16 protein-coding genes and 1 pseudogene are annotated in these 20,281 nt (G+C 64.1%); 14 read left to right on the top strand and 3 right to left on the bottom strand.

The genetic code is table 11. The features are described from left to right. Positions 1-36 precede the first annotated feature (36 nt). The gene (locus M1248_RS04960) at positions 37-2,547 is read left to right on the top strand and encodes a transglycosylase domain-containing protein (RefSeq protein ID WP_163737966.1); all 2,511 of its coding nucleotides are present in this window, start codon (positions 37-39) and stop codon (positions 2,545-2,547) included. Positions 2,548-2,582: 35 nt separating this feature from the next. Beyond that, a complete protein-coding gene (locus tag M1248_RS04955; RefSeq protein WP_317147854.1) occupies positions 2,583-4,247 on the top strand; it encodes a glycosyltransferase family 87 protein in 1,665 nt (554 codons plus the stop codon). On the opposite strand, the gene M1248_RS04950 is transcribed toward M1248_RS04955, so the two are convergent. After that, on the bottom strand, positions 4,220-6,148 hold the full coding sequence (locus M1248_RS04950) for a patatin-like phospholipase family protein (protein WP_317147730.1): 1,929 nt from the start codon (positions 6,146-6,148) through the stop codon (positions 4,220-4,222). The two genes, M1248_RS04955 and M1248_RS04950, sit on opposite strands and share 28 nt — an antisense overlap. A gap of 95 nt (positions 6,149-6,243) precedes the next feature. Between M1248_RS04950 and M1248_RS04945 the strand changes: the two genes are divergently transcribed. Together M1248_RS04945 and M1248_RS04940 are read left to right on the top strand one after the other, a co-directional pair. Beyond that, positions 6,244-6,975, top strand: a complete 732-nt coding sequence (locus M1248_RS04945) for an SGNH/GDSL hydrolase family protein (RefSeq protein WP_317147729.1) — start codon at positions 6,244-6,246, stop codon at positions 6,973-6,975. A 48-nt stretch (positions 6,976-7,023) separates the two neighbouring features. After that, positions 7,024-7,938: an alpha/beta hydrolase gene (locus tag M1248_RS04940; RefSeq protein ID WP_317147728.1), complete on the top strand. Its 915-nt coding sequence runs from the start codon at positions 7,024-7,026 to the stop codon at positions 7,936-7,938. A gap of 13 nt (positions 7,939-7,951) precedes the next feature. Here M1248_RS04940 and M1248_RS04935 read toward each other — a convergent pair whose 3' ends face one another. After that, the gene (locus M1248_RS04935) at positions 7,952-9,268 is read right to left on the bottom strand and encodes an adenylate/guanylate cyclase domain-containing protein (protein ID WP_317147727.1); all 1,317 of its coding nucleotides are present in this window, start codon (positions 9,266-9,268) and stop codon (positions 7,952-7,954) included. A 142-nt stretch (positions 9,269-9,410) separates the two neighbouring features. Here M1248_RS04935 and rpsF point away from each other — a divergent pair, with 142 nt between their 5' ends. From rpsF to M1248_RS04905, 6 genes are all read left to right on the top strand, one after another. Continuing rightward, a complete protein-coding gene (gene rpsF, locus M1248_RS04930; RefSeq protein ID WP_083126552.1) occupies positions 9,411-9,701 on the top strand; it encodes a 30S ribosomal protein S6 in 291 nt (96 codons plus the stop codon). A 79-nt stretch (positions 9,702-9,780) separates the two neighbouring features. Beyond that, on the top strand, positions 9,781-10,308 hold the full coding sequence (locus M1248_RS04925) for a single-stranded DNA-binding protein (protein ID WP_317147726.1): 528 nt from the start codon (positions 9,781-9,783) through the stop codon (positions 10,306-10,308). 38 nt (positions 10,309-10,346) lie between these two features. Further along, positions 10,347-10,610: a 30S ribosomal protein S18 gene (gene rpsR, locus M1248_RS04920; protein WP_014210198.1), complete on the top strand. Its 264-nt coding sequence runs from the start codon at positions 10,347-10,349 to the stop codon at positions 10,608-10,610. A gap of 17 nt (positions 10,611-10,627) precedes the next feature. Further along, on the top strand, positions 10,628-11,086 hold the full coding sequence (rplI, locus tag M1248_RS04915) for a 50S ribosomal protein L9 (RefSeq protein ID WP_163732504.1): 459 nt from the start codon (positions 10,628-10,630) through the stop codon (positions 11,084-11,086). Positions 11,087-11,577: 491 nt separating this feature from the next. Further along, positions 11,578-14,214 (top strand): replicative DNA helicase, encoded by a 2,637-nt coding sequence (gene dnaB, locus M1248_RS04910; RefSeq protein ID WP_163732502.1) that lies wholly within the window; start codon positions 11,578-11,580, stop codon positions 14,212-14,214. 369 nt (positions 14,215-14,583) lie between these two features. Further along, positions 14,584-15,246, top strand: a complete 663-nt coding sequence (locus tag M1248_RS04905) for a hypothetical protein (RefSeq protein ID WP_317147725.1) — start codon at positions 14,584-14,586, stop codon at positions 15,244-15,246. A gap of 127 nt (positions 15,247-15,373) precedes the next feature. Here M1248_RS04905 and M1248_RS33325 read toward each other — a convergent pair whose 3' ends face one another. Beyond that, a complete protein-coding gene (locus M1248_RS33325; protein ID WP_410506627.1) occupies positions 15,374-15,553 on the bottom strand; it encodes a hypothetical protein in 180 nt (59 codons plus the stop codon). Between M1248_RS33325 and M1248_RS04900 the strand changes: the two are divergent. The 4 genes and pseudogenes from M1248_RS04900 to M1248_RS04885 all read left to right on the top strand — a co-directional run. Beyond that, positions 15,468-15,845, top strand: a pseudogene (locus M1248_RS04900) (TniQ family protein); the annotation flags it as partial. The gene M1248_RS33325 and the pseudogene M1248_RS04900 sit on opposite strands and share 86 nt — an antisense overlap. A 123-nt stretch (positions 15,846-15,968) precedes the next feature. Next, complete coding sequence (locus M1248_RS04895) at positions 15,969-17,156, top strand: hypothetical protein (protein WP_317147867.1); 1,188 nt, start codon at positions 15,969-15,971, stop codon at positions 17,154-17,156. Between the two features lie 117 nt (positions 17,157-17,273). Then, complete coding sequence (locus tag M1248_RS04890) at positions 17,274-18,044, top strand: TnsA-like heteromeric transposase endonuclease subunit (RefSeq protein ID WP_317147724.1); 771 nt, start codon at positions 17,274-17,276, stop codon at positions 18,042-18,044. Then, positions 18,044-20,191, top strand: coding sequence for an integrase (locus M1248_RS04885; protein WP_317147723.1), 2,148 nt, complete (start codon positions 18,044-18,046; stop codon positions 20,189-20,191). Before M1248_RS04890 ends, M1248_RS04885 begins: the two co-directional genes overlap by 1 nt. The last annotated feature ends 90 nt before the right edge of the window (positions 20,192-20,281 follow it).

Here is a 20,281-nt window from a genome sequence, read left to right as displayed (position 1 = left end):
CACGACCGGTCAGCCAACGACGCCCGTGCCGGGCGGATGGCTGACGGCGTGAGCGACCCGGGGCCGAAGCATTCCGAGGGCGTGGCACGTCACTCCGACGACGCTGGACGCCATCGACCGCAGGCCGAGGGACCGCCGCCGCCGCGGACGCGCAGCCTTCCGCCCGACGACAGGAGAACCGCCATCCTGCCGCCGGTGCGTGAAGCACCGCCGCCGCAGTGGCGCGACCCCATCGACGTGGTGAAGGCCGCGCTCGACGGCACACCGGCGCCCAAGCAGCCGCCGCCGCTACCGCCGCGCCGCCCACCTGGCGGTGGGGGGCCGCCGGAGGGTCCGGGGGGTGGGCCGCCGCGTCAGCGTCCCCAGATCAACTGGAAGTGGGTCCGGCGCGGAGCCCTCGTCGCGGTGGTCGCGATGATCGTGCTGCCGATCATCACCTTCGCGATGGCGTACATGATCGTGGAGGTGCCCAAGCCGGGCGACATCCGCACCAATCAGGTGTCGACGATCCTGGCCAGTGACGGCAGCGAGCTCGCGAAAATCGTTCCGCCGGAAGGCAACCGCGTCGACGTCAACATCGACCAGATACCCGTGCAGGTGCGCAACGCGGTGATGGCCGCCGAGGACCGCGACTTCTACTCCAACCCGGGTTTCTCGTTCACCGGCTTCATCAGGGCCATGAAGAACAACCTGTTCGGTGGCGACCTGCAGGGTGGTTCGACCATCACGCAGCAGTACGTGAAGAACGCGTTGGTCGGTGACGAGCGCTCGGGTGTCGGCGGCCTGATCCGCAAAGCAAAAGAGGTGGTCATCTCGACGAAGATGGCCGGCGAGTGGTCCAAAGACCAAGTGCTGCAGTCATATCTGAACATCATCTATTTCGGCCGCGGCTCATACGGCATCGCTGCGGCGTCGAGGGCGTACTTCGACAAACCCGTCGAACAGCTCTCGGTCGCCGAGGGCGCGCTGTTGGCCGCGCTCATCCAGCAGCCGTCCGGCCTGGATCCGGCCGTCAACCCCGAGGGTGCGGTGGAGCGCTGGAACTGGGTGCTCGACGGCATGGTGACCATCGGTGCGCTCTCACCGCAAGAGCGTGCGGAGCAGGTCTTTCCGGTGACCGTGCCCCCTGAGCAGGCGCGGTCGCAGAACCAGACGACGGGCCCCAACGGACTCATCGAACGGCAGGTGCAGCGCGAACTGCTCGAGCTGTTCGACATCGACGAACAGACCCTGAACACCGAGGGTCTGCAGATCACCACCACGATCAACCCGCAGGCGCAGCGGGCCGCCGAGGAGGCCGCGGCCGAGTACCTCGAGGGGCAGGACCCCGACATGCGCACCGCGATCGTGTCGATCAACCCGAAGACGGGCGGGGTCGAGGCCTACTACGGCGGAACCGACGCCAACGGATTCGACTTCGCCCAGGCCGGTCTGCCGACGGGCTCGTCGTTCAAGGTGTTCGCGTTGATCGCCGCACTGCAGCAGGGAATGGGCCTGGGCACGCAGGTCGACAGTTCCCCGGTGTCGATGAACGGCATCACGATCAACAACGTCGAAGGCGGCGGCTGCGGCACCTGCAACATCGCCGAAGCTCTGAAGCGCTCACTGAACACCAGCTACTACCGGCTGATGCTCAAGTTGGAGAACGGGCCCGCCGACGTCGCGAAGGCCGCTCACGAGGCGGGCATCGCCGAGAGCTTCCCCGGCGTCGACCACACGCTGTCCGAGGACGGCCAGGGCGGACCGCCCAACAACGGCATCGTGTTGGGCCAGTACCAGAGCCGGGTCATCGATATGGCGTCGGCGTACGCGACCATCGCGGCGTCCGGTGTGTACCACAAACCGCACTTCGTGCAGAAGGTCGTCAACGCCGCGGGCGAGGTGTTGTTCGATGCGTCGCAGCAGGACAACGAGGGCGAGCAGCGCATCGACAAGAAGGTCGCCGAAAACGTCATCTCGGCCATGCAGCCGATCGCCGCGTACTCCAACGGCCACGCGCTGGCCGGCGGACGTCCGTCGGCCGCGAAGACGGGTACGAACCAGCTGGGGGACACCGGCGCCAACCGTGACGCGTGGATGGTCGGCTTCACACCGTCGTTGTCGACGGCGGTCTGGGTCGGCACCACCGAAGGCACCAAACCACTGGAGAACAGTTACGGCTCGCCGGTCTACGGTTCGGGTCTGCCGTCGGACATCTGGAAAGCGACGATGGACGGCGCGCTGGACGGAACCGACAACGAGACGTTCCCGAAGCCCGAGGAGATCGGCGGCTACGCCGGTGTGCCGCAAGCCCCGGCGCCGCCGCCGTCGAGCCCGCCGCCGGACGTCCCGCCCGTGCCGCAGACCACCGTGATTCAGCCGACGATCGAGCTGGCGCCCGGGGTCACGATCCCGTGGGGCCCACCCACGACTGTGCCCGTCGGCCCGCCTGCGCCCGTCGCACCCGGCGCGCCTCAGCCTGTGCCCGTCGCGCCCGGTGCGCCGGTCGCGCCTGGTGCGCCACCGCCGCCCCCCGGCGTGCCGGGTGCACCGCCTCCGCCTCCGTGACCGACGTGCCAGACCGCGACGACGGCGAGCCACCGATGGCGTCGTCGGGTCCTCTCGCACAGTTTGAATCGCCGGGTCGTCTCGCAGAAGACCGGCGGAGCCTCGACAACCGGGACATGCCCAGCCGCACGGACACCCTGGGCGCCGCCCTGTCCGGAATGATCGGCGGCCCGGTCGGCAGGCACGCACTCATCGGCCGCCAACGGTTCTTCACCCCGTTGCGCGCCATGCTGCTCATCGCGCTGGTGTTGCTCGCGCTCGGGTACTCGACCAAGGCGGCGTGCCTGCAGACCACCGGCACCGGCCCGCCTGACCAACGCGTCGCCAACTGGGACAACCAGCGGGCGTACTACCAGCTCTGCTACTCCGACACCGTCCCGCTGTACACCGCTGAACTGTTGAACCTCGGCAAGTTCCCGTACAAGTCCAGTTGGACTGAAAAGGACGGTGAGGGTAAGCCGAAGATCAGGTACGACGGCGATGTCGCGGTGCGGTACATGGAGTATCCGGTGTTGACCGGGCTGTACCAATACGGGTCGATGGCGCTGGCGAAGTCGTACACCGCGTTGGCAAAGCTGGTGTCGCTGCCGATCCTGGCCGAGGTGGTGATGTTCTTCAACATCGCGGCCTTCGGACTGGCGCTGGCGTGGCTGGCGACGGTGTGGGCGACGTCGCGACTAGCCGGCCCGCGCAGGGTGTGGGATGCGGCCCTGGTGGCGGCCTCGCCGATCGTGATCTTCCAGATCTTCACCAACTTCGACGCGCTCGCAACGGCTTTCGCGACGGGGGCGATGCTCGCGTGGGCGCGACGAAAGCCGGTGCTGGCCGGCGTGCTGATCGGCCTGGGCGTGGCGGCGAAGCTGTATCCGCTGCTGCTCCTCGCGCCGCTGCTGGTGTTGGCAGTGCGCACCGGCAAGGGACGTGACGTGGCTAAGACGGCACTCGCCGCCGTGGTCACCTGGGTGCTGGTGAACCTGCCGATCATGGTGCTGTTCCCGAGGGGATGGTCAGAGTTCTTCCGGCTCAACAGCCGTCGCGGTGACGACATGGATTCGATCTACAACGTGATCAGGTCGTTCACCGGCTGGGGTGGTTTCGATCCGGATCTGGGAGTGTGGGAGCCGCCGACGGTGCTGAACACCGTGTCGGCGCTGCTGTTCGTATCATGTTGCGTCGCAATCGCTTATATCGCGTTGACGGCCAAACAGCGGCCGCGGGTGGCGCAGATCGCGTTCCTGGTGGTAGCGGCGTTCCTGCTGACGAACAAGGTGTGGAGCCCGCAGTTCTCGCTGTGGCTGGTGCCGCTGGCGGTGCTCGCCCTGCCGCACCGGCGCGTCCTGCTCGCGTGGATGACGATAGACGCGCTGGTCTGGATTCCGCGGATGCTCTACCTCTACGGCCAGCAGAACAAGGGCCTGCCAGAGCAACCGTTCACCGTCGTGGTGGTACTCCGGGATCTCGCAGTGATCGGCTTGTGTGCGTTGGTGATTCATCAAATCTATCGACCCGATAAGGATCTGGTGCGCTTCGGCGGTGAGGTCGACGACCCGGCCGGAGGAGTCTTCGACCGCGCGCCAGACGCCCCGCCCCGATGGCTGCCCGACTGGCTACGTCCGGATCGAGACAGGGTGCGGGTGGACGCGCCGCAGCCCGATCCCGATCCTGATCCCGATCAGCTGGTGGGCAGTTCGTCGCGCTGAGTGCGCTCGTTGAGTTCGGTGACGGGTTCTCCGCGCGTGCTCAATATGAGTGGTCGGAACGGCGGCTTACTCACTACGTTGGCGGTGCCGAAATCGACGGCGGCGAGCGCGTCGATGCCAGCCGTGAGGGCGACGCCGGCGGTCGCGCTCCAATCCGATCGGTAGGGCAGGTACTGCAGCGTCTTCGCGTTGGCGGCCAGTTCGGCGTAGGTGAAGTTGTTGGCGTGCGGCCCTTGTTGGGGCACAGCGGGTTTCGCCCAGCCGGACTCGACGTCGTCGGAGTAGCTACCCGCGCCGAGTGCCGTCGAGCGCAGCCGCGTCCACCGGTGTCTGGTCCACTGCGTCGCTGCTTGATCGGATTGATCGGGATCGGCATGCTCCGGGATGGTCCCTCGCACCATCCAGCCCAGGTTCTCTCCGGCTGCCTGTCCGCGCGGAGCCAGGCCCTTGATCGTCGTACTTGCCATGTCGAGGTTCATGCCGCCCTCTTTCGAGCTCAGCCGAATGGTGCAGACACGATCACGTATGCCGAGCGATCTGGTCGCCGAGTAGTCCGACCAGTTCTGCATCGTGGTGAGTACCGCGCCCAGCAGCTGGGCGGTGGAATCGATGTCGGAGATGGGAGCTCCTGCACCGGATCCGGTCCGGATCGGGCGCCACACGTTGCGGTGTGCGCGGGCCATCACCGAATGGTCATCGCCGGGTTCCGCGTCGTCGTCTGTCGCACCGGAGCCGAGGTTGATGGCGTAGGTCGGGCGCGACGGCAGTGGATGGTCGAAGAGGTGGACGGGCATGTTCGAGCAGATGCCACCGTCGGACAGCCACACCTCGCGGTACTCGGTGACCCACTGGCCCCCGCGCCGAATCGGCGTCAATCGCCATAGCGGAATCGCCGAGATCACCACGGGGAACGACAAACTGATCCGCGCACCGAGGATCACCGGCAGCTCCGGTGCCGGCGGCAGCTGCAGCAGTCCCGCCTTTTCGAGTGCTGCGCGCTGGTCCGAGGATTCGGTCGCCGCCTGCCCTCGACGTTCGAGATGGGAAGCGACCTGCTCGGGGAACAGCGTGCGGATGTCGGCGGGCCGGAACGCCCATGTCAGGTCCGAGAAAGGAAAGGTCTCGCTCGAGGTCTGCGAGAGGTTGGTCGTCAGCGTGACGAGGCCGATGTCGTGGCGCGCGAGGTCGCCGTAGGTCAGCGGTGATTGACGATCGCCGCCCGCCAGTCGCTCGATTCGTTCGTGCAGCCAGTCGGTGAGTCCCATCTGGTCGCCGACCGACCGCCCGTTGACCAGGCCGTGCATGTTGGCGGCGACGGCCTGCTGCGCGTCACGGACCATGTTGATGACGCCCGCGACCACGCGAGCGACCAGGTAGGTGACCACGCCGACGAGCACTGCCAGCACGGCGAACGCAATTGTTCCCGGTGAGCACGCGAGCACCGCCCATACGATCGCCGCCAGCGGAAGGACGACGGCAAAGACATTGGCCACCTTGAACTTTGGAAAGGTCGGGCTGTGTCGGAGGAGGGTCGGAAGTACAGCTTTGGCGCGTGTGAACAGCCCTCCCTCCAGCTTCTTCTGCTGCCAGAACAGGTCGAAGTACTCGCGGGTTTCGGGCTGCGCCACGAAGAGTCGCTGCAGCATCGTCTGGCGGGATGGCGTGTCCTCCTGCGCCAGTTGGTCGGGAATCGCGTTCAGTTCGTCGAACCCGCCGCCGCCGGTCTGGCGCCCGTATTCGGCTGCCGCAGCGGCGACGGCGGCGATCGCTCCTGCCGAAGCGCCGCCGATGTTGTGGAAGCGGTGGTCGCGGGCAAGCTCGACGATGGCGGTGGGGTAGACGACGCCGCTGGTGATTCCGCCCTTCAATACGAGGTCGCAGTCGAATGGCAGATCGGACATGGTCACATCTCCAATCAGGGTGGGCCGACGGAGAACAGGCCGAGTCTAAGCCGAAGCAGGGGCGGCGCAACCGCACTCGAAGCTATTCTCGACGGGTGACCCGGCGGACGCGACGCCTGCTTGCGGTGGCCTGCCTGGCCGCCGCGCTGGTCAGCTGCGGCAAGTCCGAGAGCCCGGCACCGTCGTCGCCGACGGCACAGCAGCCGGAAGGTGGCACGACATCCGCCGTGCCGGACGACGACACCGTGCGCTATCTCGCGTTGGGCGATTCGCTGAGCCAGGGCGTCGGCGCGCCGGACGAGCAGACGGGTGCTTTCCCAGCGCTGCTGGCCGAGCGGTGGCGCGGTGAAGGCTGCCAGGTAGAGCTGCAGAATGCGGGCATCAGCGGCTATACGGCCGAGCAGGTGCTGACCGACGAGGTGCCCCAGATCGACTCGTTCGCACCGACGTTGATCACTTTCCAGGCCGGCGCCAACGACATCGTCAACGGCGTGACGATCGAGGACTATCGGAAGAACGTGAAGTCGGTACTCGATGCGGCGACGGCCAGTGGTGCGCGCGTGATCGTGCTGGCGCAGAACGAATGGTTTCGGTCGCCCGAGGGGCAGACCTACGGGGAGGACCTGCCTGCGCAGCGCGAGGCGTTCGACAGCGTGCTGATCGAAGAGGCCAACGCGACGGGCGCCGAATTCATTGACATGCGACCGCTGTACACGCAACAGGCCGATGAGAACCAATGGGTCGAGGACGGGATTCACCCGACCGCGGAGGCCTACGAAGCCTGGGCGACGGAATTGTCCAGCGCAGTGCCTGCGCCTTGCCAGTGAGCTGGGAAAAAGACAACGTTGCGTGACGCAGACGCCTAGCCTTGGGCGATGAAGGTCGGTCTGTCACCCGCCGCGATGCGTCCTGGCGCCCGCGTCCTCTGTCGCTGGCTGTTTTCGCCGACCGCGTCGTGGTCGACGATTCGCAGGCGCATGACGCTCGCGCTCGCCTATCCGCCACCGCCGAAGGGGACGATGGTGACGCCAACGACCATTGGTGGCGTTCGGGCAGAGGACATCCGGCCGCCCGGGGTCGCCGAATCGCGCGTGCTGCTCTACGCGCACGGCGGCGGGTACGCAGTCGGAAGCGCACGCTCGCATCGCGCGCTCGTCGCCGCGATCGGTACCGCAGCGGATGCGCGGGTGATCTCGCTCGACTACCGGATGGGGCCGGAACACCCGTACCCCGCCGCGGTCGACGACGGGCTCGCTGCTTATCGCGAGCTCGTCGCGCAGGGTGTCGATCCGAGCCGCATCGCGATCGCCGGTGACTCCGCCGGCGCCGGGTTGACGCTCGCCGTCGCGCTGCGTCTGCGCGAAACCGGCGAGGCTCTGCCGGCCGTGCTCGGTCTCATCTGTCCCTGGCCCGACCTCACCCCGGGCGCCCATGTACGACGTGGTCCGGCGCCGCGGGACGCTGCGCTGACCGCTGACCTCTTGATCCGTTTCGCTGACGCCTATCTGCCGTCTGGTCAGGATCCGGCCGAGCCGACGATCTCGCCGATGTTCGCCGACCTCGCCGGGCTGCCGCCGATTGTCATGCACTCGGGCGGTGACGACATCCTCGCCTCGGACGCACGCGAGCTCGAAAAGCGGGCGCGCGCGGGTGGCGTGGACATCGAACACCGCGCCTACGACGGTCTTTGGCACGACTTTCACCTTTTCTCGCCGTTCCTCTCGGGGCCCAGCGGCGACGCCCCACAGGAGTTGGGTCGGGCGCTCGGCCGTAGGCTCGGATCCGGCTGAGTTCACATACACGTCACGTCGACGCGACGGCGAATAGCCGCCATTCGCCGGGCACGCCTTTGAGTTGATGGGTGCCGTGGTCGTCGAACTCAAGCCCCAAGCCGATGACAAGGTCGTGCAGGGTGCTAGAGACGACGACGTCGTTGGCGCCGGCGAGTGCGCTGACGCGGGCGCCGATGTGTACGGCGATGCCGCCGATGTCGTCGCCGCGGATTTCGACCTCCCCGGTGTGCAACCCCGCACGCACCTCGATGCCGAGTGCTTGCACCGAGTCGCGAATTGCCATGGCGCAGCGGATCGCTCGCTGCGGGCCGTCGAAGGTGGCCAGGAAGCCGTCGCCGGTCGAGTTCACCTCGCGGCCGCGGAAGCGCGTTAGTTGTGCGCGGACGATGGCGTCGTGTGCGTCGAGCAGGGCACGCCAGTCGCGGTCGCCCATTTCGGCGGCGCGCCGCGTCGAGTCCACGATGTCAGTGAACAACACCGTGGCGAGCACACGATCATCGATGACCTCTGCCTGATGTCCGGTGAGGAATTCGGCGATTTCCTGGAACGAGTCGTGCCACGGTTCAACGAAGTGATGAAAGTTGCGGCCAGGCAGCTCAACGTATTTCGCACCCGGTATGTGATCGGCGACGTACTCGCCCCATTCCGACGGGATAAACGGGTCACCGGCGTGCTGGACAACGAGAGTTGGGACGCGAACGGACGGCAGGATTGCCCGAATGTCTAGTCCGGCGACGATGGGCATTACGTGGGCGACGGTTCCAGGGCTTGCGCCGAGGCGTTCCATCCGGGCCCATGCGGCGCGAATCTCTTCATTCCACGGCATGTCCGGATTCAAGACATGCTGTGTCGTCCCCGTACCCCACAGCGCGACGAACGCAGCGTTCGTTTCGTCGCGATCGAAATCGGTGCGCTGGACCGTCGGATCCGCATAGCCCTCGAGTACGACGAGCGCGGTGGTGCGGGACCGATGCGTCGCGGCGAACAGCGCGGCTGTCGGCAGCGCGCCGGCAGGAGCGACGAGAACTGCTTGTCCAATATCGAGGGCATCCAGCACGGCGGTGACGCTGTCGGCCCATTGTTCCAGCGTCGGCAACCCACCCATGATGATGGAGTCGGAGGCCCCGGTCCCGGGTTGGTCCAAGAAGATCAGTCGACCAAGCGACGTCATCGCCTCGGCAAAACCCCGAACGGACGGCAGCTCCGGGAGAAGCTCGCAACACGTGAACCAGTTCGGGACGAAGACGATGTCCCGTGTACCTTCGCGGGACGCGCGGTAAGCGACGTGCAAGTCTCCGTTCATTGCATACCGCGTCTCGGAGAACACGATCGAAGCGTAAGCCGGTCAGCAGTGCGATTTCGCAGATCAGCGGGCATTCCTGTAGCCTGGGCCGGTTGCCGACGCAGGTAACCCTCCTGTCACGGAACGACCGTGGCCGAACAAGACCGTAGGAGGTGGTGTGGTTCTCATGCGTCCATACGAAATCATGGTCATCCTCGACCCCACTCTCGACGAGCGCACTGTTGCTCCGTCGCTGGAGACGTTCCTCAACGTCATCCGCAAGGACGGCGGCACTGTCGACAAGGTCGACATCTGGGGCAAGCGCCGGCTGGCATACGAGATCGCCAAGCACGCCGAGGGCATCTATGCCGTCGTCGATGTGAAGGCCGAGTCCGCAACGGTGTCCGAACTGGACCGCCAGCTCAACCTGAACGAGTCCGTCCTGCGGACCAAGGTCATGCGGACCGACAAGCACTAAAGGCTGCCGTACGTCGGAGCGGCTCCGTAGGCTCGCCTGCGACTGACTTCGCGCCGACAACCCAATCCAGGAGGAACTCGTGGCTGGTGACACCATCATCACGGTCATCGGAAACCTGACGGCAGACCCCGAGCTTCGGTTCACGCCGTCAGGCGCAGCCGTCGCCAACTTCACCGTGGCGTCGACGCCGCGCATTTTCGACCGTCAGACCAACGAATGGAAAGACGGCGAGGCGCTGTTCCTCCGCTGCAACATCTGGCGTGAGGCGGCCGAGAACGTGGCCGAGAGCCTGACTCGCGGCTCGCGCGTGATCGTGCAAGGGCGGCTCAAGCAGCGCTCCTTCGAAACCCGTGAGGGTGAGAAGCGCACCGTGGTGGAGCTCGAGGTCGACGAGATCGGCCCGTCACTGAAGTACGCCACGGCCAAGGTGAATAAGGCCAGCCGCAGCGGCGGTGGCGGCGGCGGGTTCGGCAGCGGTGGCGGTGGTGGTTCGCGTAGTGCGGCTACTGGCGGTGCGGGTGGTTCCGACGGCCGGCAAGACGATCCGTGGGGCAGCGCGCCCGCGTCGGGCTCGTTCAGCGGCAGCGACGACGAACCCCCCTTCTGACTTATCACTGATCAGCAATTCCAGAAAGAGATAGACACATGGCCAAGTCCTCGACCAAGAGGCGTCCGGCTCCCGAGAAGCCGGTCAAGACCCGCAAGTGCGTGTTCTGCTCAAAGAAGGGCAAGAACCAGATCATCGACTACAAGGACACCGCACTGCTGCGGACCTACATCAGCGAGCGCGGCAAGATCCGTGCCCGCCGCGTGACAGGTAACTGCGTTCAGCACCAGCGCGACATCGCTATCGCGGTGAAGAACGCCCGCGAGGTGGCGCTGCTGCCGTTCAGCTCCTCGACGCGATAGGCAGAGGGAAACAAGACATGAAACTCATTCTCACCACCGAGGTGGAGCACCTGGGTACTTCCGGTGACATCGTCGAGGTCAAGGACGGCTACGGCCGCAACTTCCTGCTGCCCCGCGGCATGGCCGTCGTGGCATCGCGTGGCGCCGAGCGCCAGGCCGAGGAGATCCGCCGGGCCCGCGAGGCCAAGGCCGTGCAAGGGCTCGAGCACGCACGCGAGTTGAAGACGGCACTCGAGGGTCTGGGCGCGGTCGAGCTGTCGGTGAAGGCCGCCGGCGACAGCGGCAAGCTGTTCGGCTCGGTCACGGGCTCCGACGTGGTCGCTGCCATCAAGAAGGCCGGCGGCCCGAATCTGGACAAGCGCACCGTGCAGTTGCCCAAGGCGCACATCAAGTCCACCGGCACGCATCCGATCACGGTGCGGTTGCATCCCGAGGTCGACGCCTCGGTGTCGTTGAGCGTCGTCGCCGGACAGTAACGTCAGCGCAAAAACGGCCGGGTGAGGATCGCATAGATCTTCACCCGGCCATTGCTGTGCGCGCAGGCGGGTGCTGGCGAACTCGTCAAGGTATTTAGGTCACAGCGAAGCTAACCGGCTGTTAACCTGCATGGCCCCGATCGGAAACACAACACGCCCGAGACCGCAACCTATAGCGACACGCCGTGCGAATTCCCATCCACAGAATTCCATGCGGTTTATGGTGCGGCTATCTGCACGGATGCGCTGAAAAAAGCAAGTTATACACAGGTTCTCCCCAACGACTCAACATGGCTGTCCAGACCTATCCACAGCCCATCCACAGGTCCATGAACAGGGGGCACTTGCATCGCTCCCAGCAACGTCTAGCGTTGGCCGTCGCGAGTCCATCAGGGCGACCGATTGGGGGCGGATGTCCGACGCTTGTCACTGTGCCGCGGTAGCGTTTGATCGAACGTCAGTTCGACCTAGTTCAGGGGAGGTGTAGCTCCGTGGCTGTCGTGGACGACCTTGGCCATTCGGACATGGACACCCCTCCATCCAGTGAGGAATTCGGCCGCCAGCCTCCGCAGGACGCCGCTGCCGAGCAGGCGGTCCTGGGCGGCATGCTGCTGAGCAAGGACGCGATCGCCGACGTGCTGGAGAAGCTGCGGCCCGGTGATTTCTATCGGCCGGCGCACCAAAACGTGTATGACGCGATCCTGGACCTTTACGGCCGTGGTGAGCCGGCCGACGCGGTGACGGTGGCGGCGGAGCTCGACCGCCGCGGGTTACTGCGCCGGATCGGTGGAGCACCGTATCTGCACACGCTCATCTCGACGGTGCCGACGGCCGCGAACGCGGGGTTCTACGCGGGCATCGTCGCGGAGAAGGCACTGCTGCGCCGGCTCGTGGAGGCGGGCACGCGCGTCGTGCAGTACGGCTATGCCGGCGCCGATGGTGCCGATGTGGCGGACATTGTGGACCGCGCGCAGGCCGAGATCTACGACGTGACCGAGGGTCGCAATACCTCAGAGGACTTCGTGCCGCTGGAGCAGTTGCTGCAGCCGACGATGGATGAGATCGACGCGATCGCCTCGCAAGGCGGGATGTCGCGCGGGGTGCCGACGGGCTTCGTGGAACTCGACGATCTCACTAACGGTTTGCATCCCGGGCAGATGGTCGTCATCGCGGCCCGACCCGGTATGGGGAAGGCCCTCAAGCTCGATACGCCGCTGCCGACTCCGACAGGCTGGACGACGATGGGTGCGGTCGCCGTCGGCGATCAGCTGATCGGAGCCGACGGAAACCCGACACGGGTGGTCGCGGCAACAGAGGTGATGTTCGGGCGGCCCTGCTTCGAGGTCGAGTTCTCGGACGGAACCGTGATCGTCGCCGACGCCGAGCACCAGTGGCTCACAGATACGCGAACGTCACGCAAGTCAGCTCAAGCCGCCGCCGTCGGGTACAACCGCACCAAGAATCAGCGCACATTCGCCGAGGTCCGCACGACGCGCGAGATCGCCCAGACGCTGCGGTGCCGGACCGCCGATCGCAGGCTCAACCACTCAGTCGTCAACGCTGCGCCGTTGCAGGCTCCGGAACGTGATCTGCTCGTCCCGCCATACACGTTGGGTGCGTGGCTGGGTGACGGCACGACCGCCTCTGCCCAGATCACCACGGAAGACGCGGAAGTCATTATGCGTATCGAGGCCGAGGGCTTCGTCGCGCACCAATCGAGGGCTGCAAAATTGCGCTATCAATTACGCCTGCCCGAGTTTGAGGACGTCGCCGCGCGCAACTGTGTTGTCTGCGGTTCACCGTTCGTTCCGCGGACGAGCCAGGTACGTACCTGCGGCCGGACCTGCGGAGGACGCGCACGGTTTATGTCGGACCGGGTACCGGCGCCCACCTGCGGTCGTTGCGGCGGGCCGTCGTGCGGATTGAGGTTGTGCCAGGAATGCCGCAACGCGGTAGGGACGCTGCAAGCGCGGCTGCGCACCGTCGGCGTTTTGGGCAATAAGCACATACCGATCGAGTACTTGCGTGCGTCGGAATCGCAGCGGCGAGCACTGTTGGCGGGATTACTTGACACGGACGGCACCGTCACCGCGAGCGGCGCGGTCCAGTTCTGTGTCACTGATCGCCGACTGGCGGCCGACGTCGCGGAATTGATCGTCAGCCTCGGCTATCGATGCCAAACCTCCCGGAAGCCGGTCAACGGCCGCCGTGCGGATACGTCGATCGCGTACATCCTCAACTTCTCGACCGAAGATGATGTCTTTGGTCTGACGCGAAAGAGCCTGTTGCACAAAGAACGCCGAGCAGGTCGTGGAATCGCGCGGTCGAACTCAAGGTTCATTGTCGATGTGCGTCCCGTGGACAGCGTTCCGGTGCGCTGTGTCCAGGTCGATAACGACGACCACATGTATCTGGCAGGGCGCGCCATGGTGCCGACGCACAACTCGACTCTTGGACTCGATTTTTTGCGGTCGTGCTCCATCAAGCACCACATGGCGAGCGTCATCTTCTCGCTGGAGATGAGTAAATCCGAGATTGTGATGCGTCTGCTGTCGGCCGAGGCGAAGATCAAGCTGGCAGACATGCGCTTGGGTCGGATGAACGACGACGACTGGACTCGGCTCGCGCGACGGATGAGCGAGATCAGCGAGGCGCCACTGTATATCGACGACTCACCGAACCTGACGATGATGGAGATCAGGGCCAAAGCGCGTCGGCTCAAGCAGAAGGCGGACCTGAAGCTCATCGTCCTCGACTACCTGCAGCTGATGACGTCAGGCAAAAAGGTCGAGTCGCGTCAACAGGAAGTGTCCGAATTCTCGCGTCAGATCAAGCTTTTGGCCAAGGAGCTCGAAGTTCCCGTGGTCGCGATGAGCCAGCTGAACCGTGGTCCGGAACAACGCACCGACAAGAAGCCAATGCTGGCCGATCTACGCGAATCGGGATCGATCGAGCAAGATGCGGACATGGTGATTCTGCTGCACCGGCCCGACGCGTTCGAGCGCGACGACCCGCGTGGTGGCGAGGCCGACTTGATCATCGCCAAGCACCGCAGCGGTCCGACAAAGACGATTACCGTTGCGCACCAACTACATTTGTCGCGTTTCGCGAACATGGCGAAGGCTTAAGGCGGCACTTGTCGAGATCCACGGAAGATTAGCAAGCAGCCGGTGATTGTTTAACAAGGTGGCTAGCGGATCAAACTAAACTCCGTAACCGCAACGGCTGCGCGGCCGCGACCGCGCAGCAGCGCCCGGTTGGGCACGCTGTTGCCACTCATTGAAGTTTGGCGTCGCCGGTAAGCAAGTGAAGTCTGTTTAGCGCATGCGCGGCGGTCTCGGCAGGGTGGGTCTCGGAGCCTTAGTTGAGCGGGTGTCGTTGCAGCGGTTGAGGATTGGCATGCAAATTCGAATAGATCAACCACGAATCGGGGACGCGAACAAGTAGTATTGCACTACTAGTAGTGGTAGCGCTCGGTGAGCGGAACTGAGGTCACAATGTCTGAGGCGCAACATGACTCGCCCGGATCAATTGCTCGCGAGCAGATCGATCGCTTTGGATATCTGGTTGCGGAGAATGTGTACGGCCGCTGGTGCGGGGGCCATGGCGCCCCACTCTGGCGAGAAGCTTTTGAGTCACAGAAAGTGTCGAAATTCTTCGAAGAAGCGAATATATCCGAATGGCATTCGATCAAGGAAATGTTGATGCGGCGCGCCGCAGGGCGCGGATGGGTTGTCTACGGAAGCGAACCCAGGTCGCTACGGTTCGGTCCGACATTCCTCGCGTCGACGGTGAGCAAGACCAGCGTCTGTTATCCGGATGCCGTGGGACGGCGTATCGCCAGCTCGGTAGGCGGATTCATGAAGCGGCATGGGCGATATCCGACGGCCAGCGATCTGGTCTTGTTCATGCGCAACCCTAATGGCACGCATGTTTTCAGGACCGAGTCAGAGTTCGTGAAGAACCTTCCTTGGCTGACTATCTCCGGCTGGGTACTTTATGAAGACTGTGAAATCCACTGCGGCGCAACTGCGATAGCAGATGATGTTGAGCGCGCGACACGCCATCACTTGAAGCGGGAAGCGCGGCTTAGCGCCCGAGGTGGTTCTATTGCGGACCGCCGGGTCGTCGCGGTCGTCAACGGGTACGCAAAAGTCTGACGGCGGAGGTCAAGCACCACGGCTCAACCGCGTGATGCGCCAAAGCTGAGCGGTTGCCACTGATTAGCGTGAGTGGTAACTGCTCAGGCGTTGCACCGGCGGGTACATCAAACGCGACAGCGCACCATTAGTGGGGCGGACTCAGAGGCCGTTTAGTGGCTTTCTGGTTGCATGCATGAACAACCCACACGCGTGAGATGACGCGGCTCCCGGTCAGAGTGCGGCCGATTGATGGAGAAGCAATTGACTCGTGGCTTGAGACCGTCGCACGCCACATGGACTTGTCACTCGGATCAGTCGCACGGATGTTGAACCTCGTGGTCGATCCGCAATCGCAATGGCACGTGTGGATTTCCAAACCTCAACTCCAGGCGATCGAGGCCGCAACGGGGGTCGGCGCCCGAGCCATCGCCGCGACTGTCCTCAGTGCTTACGACGGGTCAGCGCTGAAACTGGATCCTCATACAGGCGAGATGGACCCGAGGTTTCCGTACGGCGCGCTCGCCTGGTCGAGGTTCTGTCCCGAGTGCCTCCGTTTGACCGACGGTCGCTGGCAGCTGCGGTGGAGGCTGGGTTGGTCGTTTGCGTGCTCAAGGCATAGCCGGCTTCTCGTTGACGTATGCCCGGAATGTCGCGGGCGACCTCGCCGACGCTACATCGTTCGCGGGCTACCAAATCCAATCCGATGTACTTGCGGCTTCTTCCTGCACGAGGCTCCAGCATTGACGCTGGATCCCGCGCATCCAATCCTCAACGCGCAGCGGCTAATTGATGACATTGTCGCGGGCCGCCAGACCGCGCGATTGTTGACTGAGGAACTACCGACCCGAGCGGCACTGGAAGCCTTGCGGAGCATCTCCAACCGCGTTCTCAACTATGCGGCCAGGCACGGGCTTATTGCTGTGCCTGGCATCGATCTTCCTTCGTGCGCGAGGGATGACATCTGCGCGAAGCCGACGAGGGCGAGAAGCGCGTTGAACCCTGACCCTCCCTCCCGCGCAATCGAAACGGCGGTCGGTACAACCGCCGCGCTAAACATTCTGAGTGCACCGAGTCTCGACGAGGCGGCTCAACGAGCTGACTGGCTGATCCGCGGTCAGAACGCGGACACCGGCCCGGCAGAGCTTCGATCGTGCGTGAAGGACGACCCCAACGCGGCCGCAATCGTCATCAAGGCAAGCGCCGGCCGGCTGGGGCCAGAACTCCAACTTCGCTATCGCGTCTCCACACCCACGCCCACCGCACCAAATCTAACCGGCGCGGACGCCGAGCGAATCGCCCGAGCTCTACCCCGCGAGATGTGGTCTGACTGGTCCTACGAACTCCTTCGAGGGGTGTCAAGGACTACCGCGACCAGGTCCGCTCTGTCGATCGCAGTGTTGCTCGTCGGCAGTACCGTAAGACCGGTCGAAGCATGCAAGCTGCTCGGAGAGGACGCTAGCGCAAACGCCCTTAACCAGCGCCTGTGGTTGCTCTGCGGTTCCGATAACTGGGACGTGATCTGCTCTGCCGCGACCCGGCTCAGCGATTACCTGAATCGACACAATTCGCCAATCGATTATCACCGGCGCCGCAGTCTGGACTATTCCTCGCTGCTTGGCGCGGAGCAGTGGAAGGTGATCGCACGGCGCATCGGCGACGAGGTCGCTCGCGATGAGAAGGCCGCAGCCGATGTGCGCGAGTACCTGATCGGGCGGATCAGTGGCAATCCGGCTACGAGTAGTCCGCTCGTCAAAACATTACTGGGCCGCCTCTTGGAGGGACACGATTCCGTACGCCTAGTCAGCGCGGCAGACATGCTGGACGACTACGCAAAGCGGTTCCTACGCCTTTCCGATATAGACGAGCCGGTCATATGGAGTCCTCCGCTCCAAAAATTAGTGTCATGTGCGCCCCAAAACAGCCCTTAGAGTGACATGCGTTGAGGCGCAACCAAATTAACGAGCCCTGATGGTGCCGAAAGGCGCACCAAATTCAAGATCACTGGCTAGCTTGGAAGCAGTTGTGCGGTTTCCAGAGGTGTAGCGATGACTCCAAACGATGAAGATCTCGCTCAGCAACAGGTATGGCCACAATTGGCCAGCCCGACCCGGTTGACCTGGACGTTCAATGTCGACGGCGGCGAAGTCGCGTGGCTATGGCGGGATGGCGGAGAGCCGCCCCTCCGTCAGCTCGCGCCGCTCCGCACGCCGACGGCGTCCGCGCTGAATCGCCACATCGCAGTAACTGCATACTCGGTCACCAACGGCGGAGTTCTGCACCTTGAATCGGGACTTGAGCACGACTTGCTTCGCCGCGTCGACCGCGATCCGAGAATCGCCCACATCGTGGCGCAACCTTTTCGGTTGAGCTGGAGGGCGGAACCTCCCAACCGGCACACGCCTGATCTCGTGACCGTCGACGTGGACGGGAGCGTTATTGCCTGGGATGCGCGATCGCCAGATCAACAAGACACAGACTTCATCCTGAAACAGTCGATCACCTCGAGCGCGTGCACAGCAGTCGGATGGCGATACGAGGTGTTTGGTGGGCTGGAGCCGGTAGAGCGACTCAACCTGATGTGGCTGCACGGCTTCCGGCGCCGACCCCCGTGGGCCGCAAGCCACGAGTCGCGGATTCGCGACATCGTCGGGCCAGAGGGCGCTACATTCGGTGAACTGCTCGGAGCGGACGAGGGTCTCGGTGAACTCAAGTCGACGATGTGGCACCTCGTATGGACCGGGGCTCTCCAGGTAGACACCTGCTCTCGATGGTGTGAGCACACAGTCGTCTCCGTTCCCGCGCCAGAGGAGCGGTAATGTCGGCCGCCCGCAGCGCGCTCTATGAAGGTGCACTAGTGATGTCCGCCGAAGGTGCGGCGCGAGTCGTGGCTGTGAAGGCCGCCGGTGTAGACCTTCGTGATTGCCGCGGCGTGGTAACACACGTGCGCTGGGACGAGCTGTCCGTTGTGCGCGATATTCAGAACGGCAAACCCGCAGCGCTCACCCCGGCCCTGCGCCCGCTTTGGGACAGTCTCGAGGATGACGCGCGCACCATTGCCTTGAATCGCCTCGAAATCGTGCAGGAATTGGTGACTGGCTACCGTGATGGTCACGCCGAGTTCGCGCGCCCAGGTGAACCCCACCCACCATTCGGACCAGACTTCGGCGTGTCGATCTCCAAGCGAGCGATCGCGATGGCAGCTGTTCTAGCCCAGGAGGCTCACGCGGATCGCCAGTTGCAGAGGCGACTTCGCGACAACGAGATTCAATCTGGCGGCGTGAATCCCAGTACGATCCGAAACTGGGAACGGCAATGGCGTGAGCAGGGACTGTTCGGGCTGATCGACAAGCGAAGTCTCCGCAAGAGCGATCCGATACAGCGGGTTGATGAACGGTACCGCAGTGTCGCCGAGACGCTCGTCGCCAGCCTCGATGGGACGCGATCAGCTATTGCCCTGCAGGAACTCGATCGCCGCGTACACGTCCAACTGCTGAAGCGCGGAGTGTCAGACTTGCACGTCCCGCGCCAAGCGACGCAGAAGTTTCTCTCGGATCTGCTGCACGACAAAGGGATGACACCGCGCGAACAGCGCAACAAGGTCTTGCAGACCGTTTCCGGCACGAAGCAATATCCCGCAATCAGGCCAGGACAGGTCGTTGCCATAGACGCAACACGCGCTGACAACCTCGTGTTCGACAGGCTCACCGGGAAGCCGTGCAGCGTCGAGATCCTTACGGCCATCTGCGTCGCGACCCGTGTAATCCTCGCGTTGCGTGTAGTACCGAGGAGCGCCAACGGATTTGAAGCGGGACTGCTTGTGTACGACGTGTGCCGGCCCTTCTCGATGAGAGTAGAAGGTACGTCGGTCTCTGAATGGAGATGGGTCGGCCTGCCGACACAACTCGACTTCTCGGACGTAGCGATCCATGGTGCCGGACAAGTCGTCCTACCCGACTTCGAAACCTTGCAAGGTAGCCACGCGATCCCGGCTGTCATGCCGGACGCGATCCACAGCGACCATGGGTCAATCTTCGTCTCCCAGCAGTTTCGAGCTCTGCTGCACGATCTCAGAATTGATCTGCTGCTTAGTCGAGGTGGTAAGCCTACGGACAACCCGCACGTGGAGCGCTGGCATGAGACGCTCCAGAGGGCCGTACAACAAATTCCGGGATATAAGGGCCGCAACGTATCTGAGCGCGGACGGCTGGTAGCCGAAGAGCCTCTGATGACTGCCCGTGAGCTCCAAGGGCATCTACGTCGCTTTGTCGCGCTGGACTATCACCGTACAGGTCACATGGGTTTGATTTTGCCGGGACAGGAGGACGGCAGGCTCTGCCCATTGGAAATGTGGGATGTGATGATGGAGTTCACAGGTCGCATCGACGTTCCTCAACAGCCCGATCTGATCTATCAGTTCCTTCCAATCCGCTGGGGGACCGTCAACACTTCCGGCGTTGAGTTCGCCGAGATGACTTACGATTCGCCAGTACTGGATCCATATCGGCGTGTGCCAGTTGGATATTTCAGGCCCGGCGATCGCGCCGCTCCCTTCTACACCGACCCGCACGACTTGAGCCGCGTATGGTTCCGCGATCCGTCTACGAACCGAGTCGAGGCGATTGAGTGGCGCGGCGCCAACCGCACGGATGCACCGCTGACCGAAATGATCGTGAACGCAGCGTGCCGGAGGATCCGTCAGCGTGGTGGGAACAATGTCCTTGGCCGCGGATCAGCAACCCGTCAAATCCTCAATGAACTGGGCGAAATAACCAGTGCTCCAGACAAGAAGGAGTGGAACCGAAAGTTGGCCGCGGCGACACTTCGCGTTGAACAATCTCGCGTAGATCACCACGAGGCGCAGCGGGCGCAGGACGTCGTCAATCCAGTGCGGTCTATGGCCAAGCGCAGCGCTCAGCGGGCCTTCTTCACCGACCCATGGCCGGATCTCCTCGACGACGCCTAGGCAATGGAGCCGCAGCGCTGGCACGACGAATGTCTCAAGGGCGAACCGCAAGAGCCCGCGAGACTGTCTCTAGATCAGTGGAAGATGTTG

Source organism: Mycobacterium sp. 29Ha (assembly GCF_032883055.1).
GTDB lineage: Bacteria > Actinomycetota > Actinomycetes > Mycobacteriales > Mycobacteriaceae > Mycobacterium > Mycobacterium gallinarum.
This window is presented reverse-complemented; position numbering and strand designations above follow the sequence as displayed.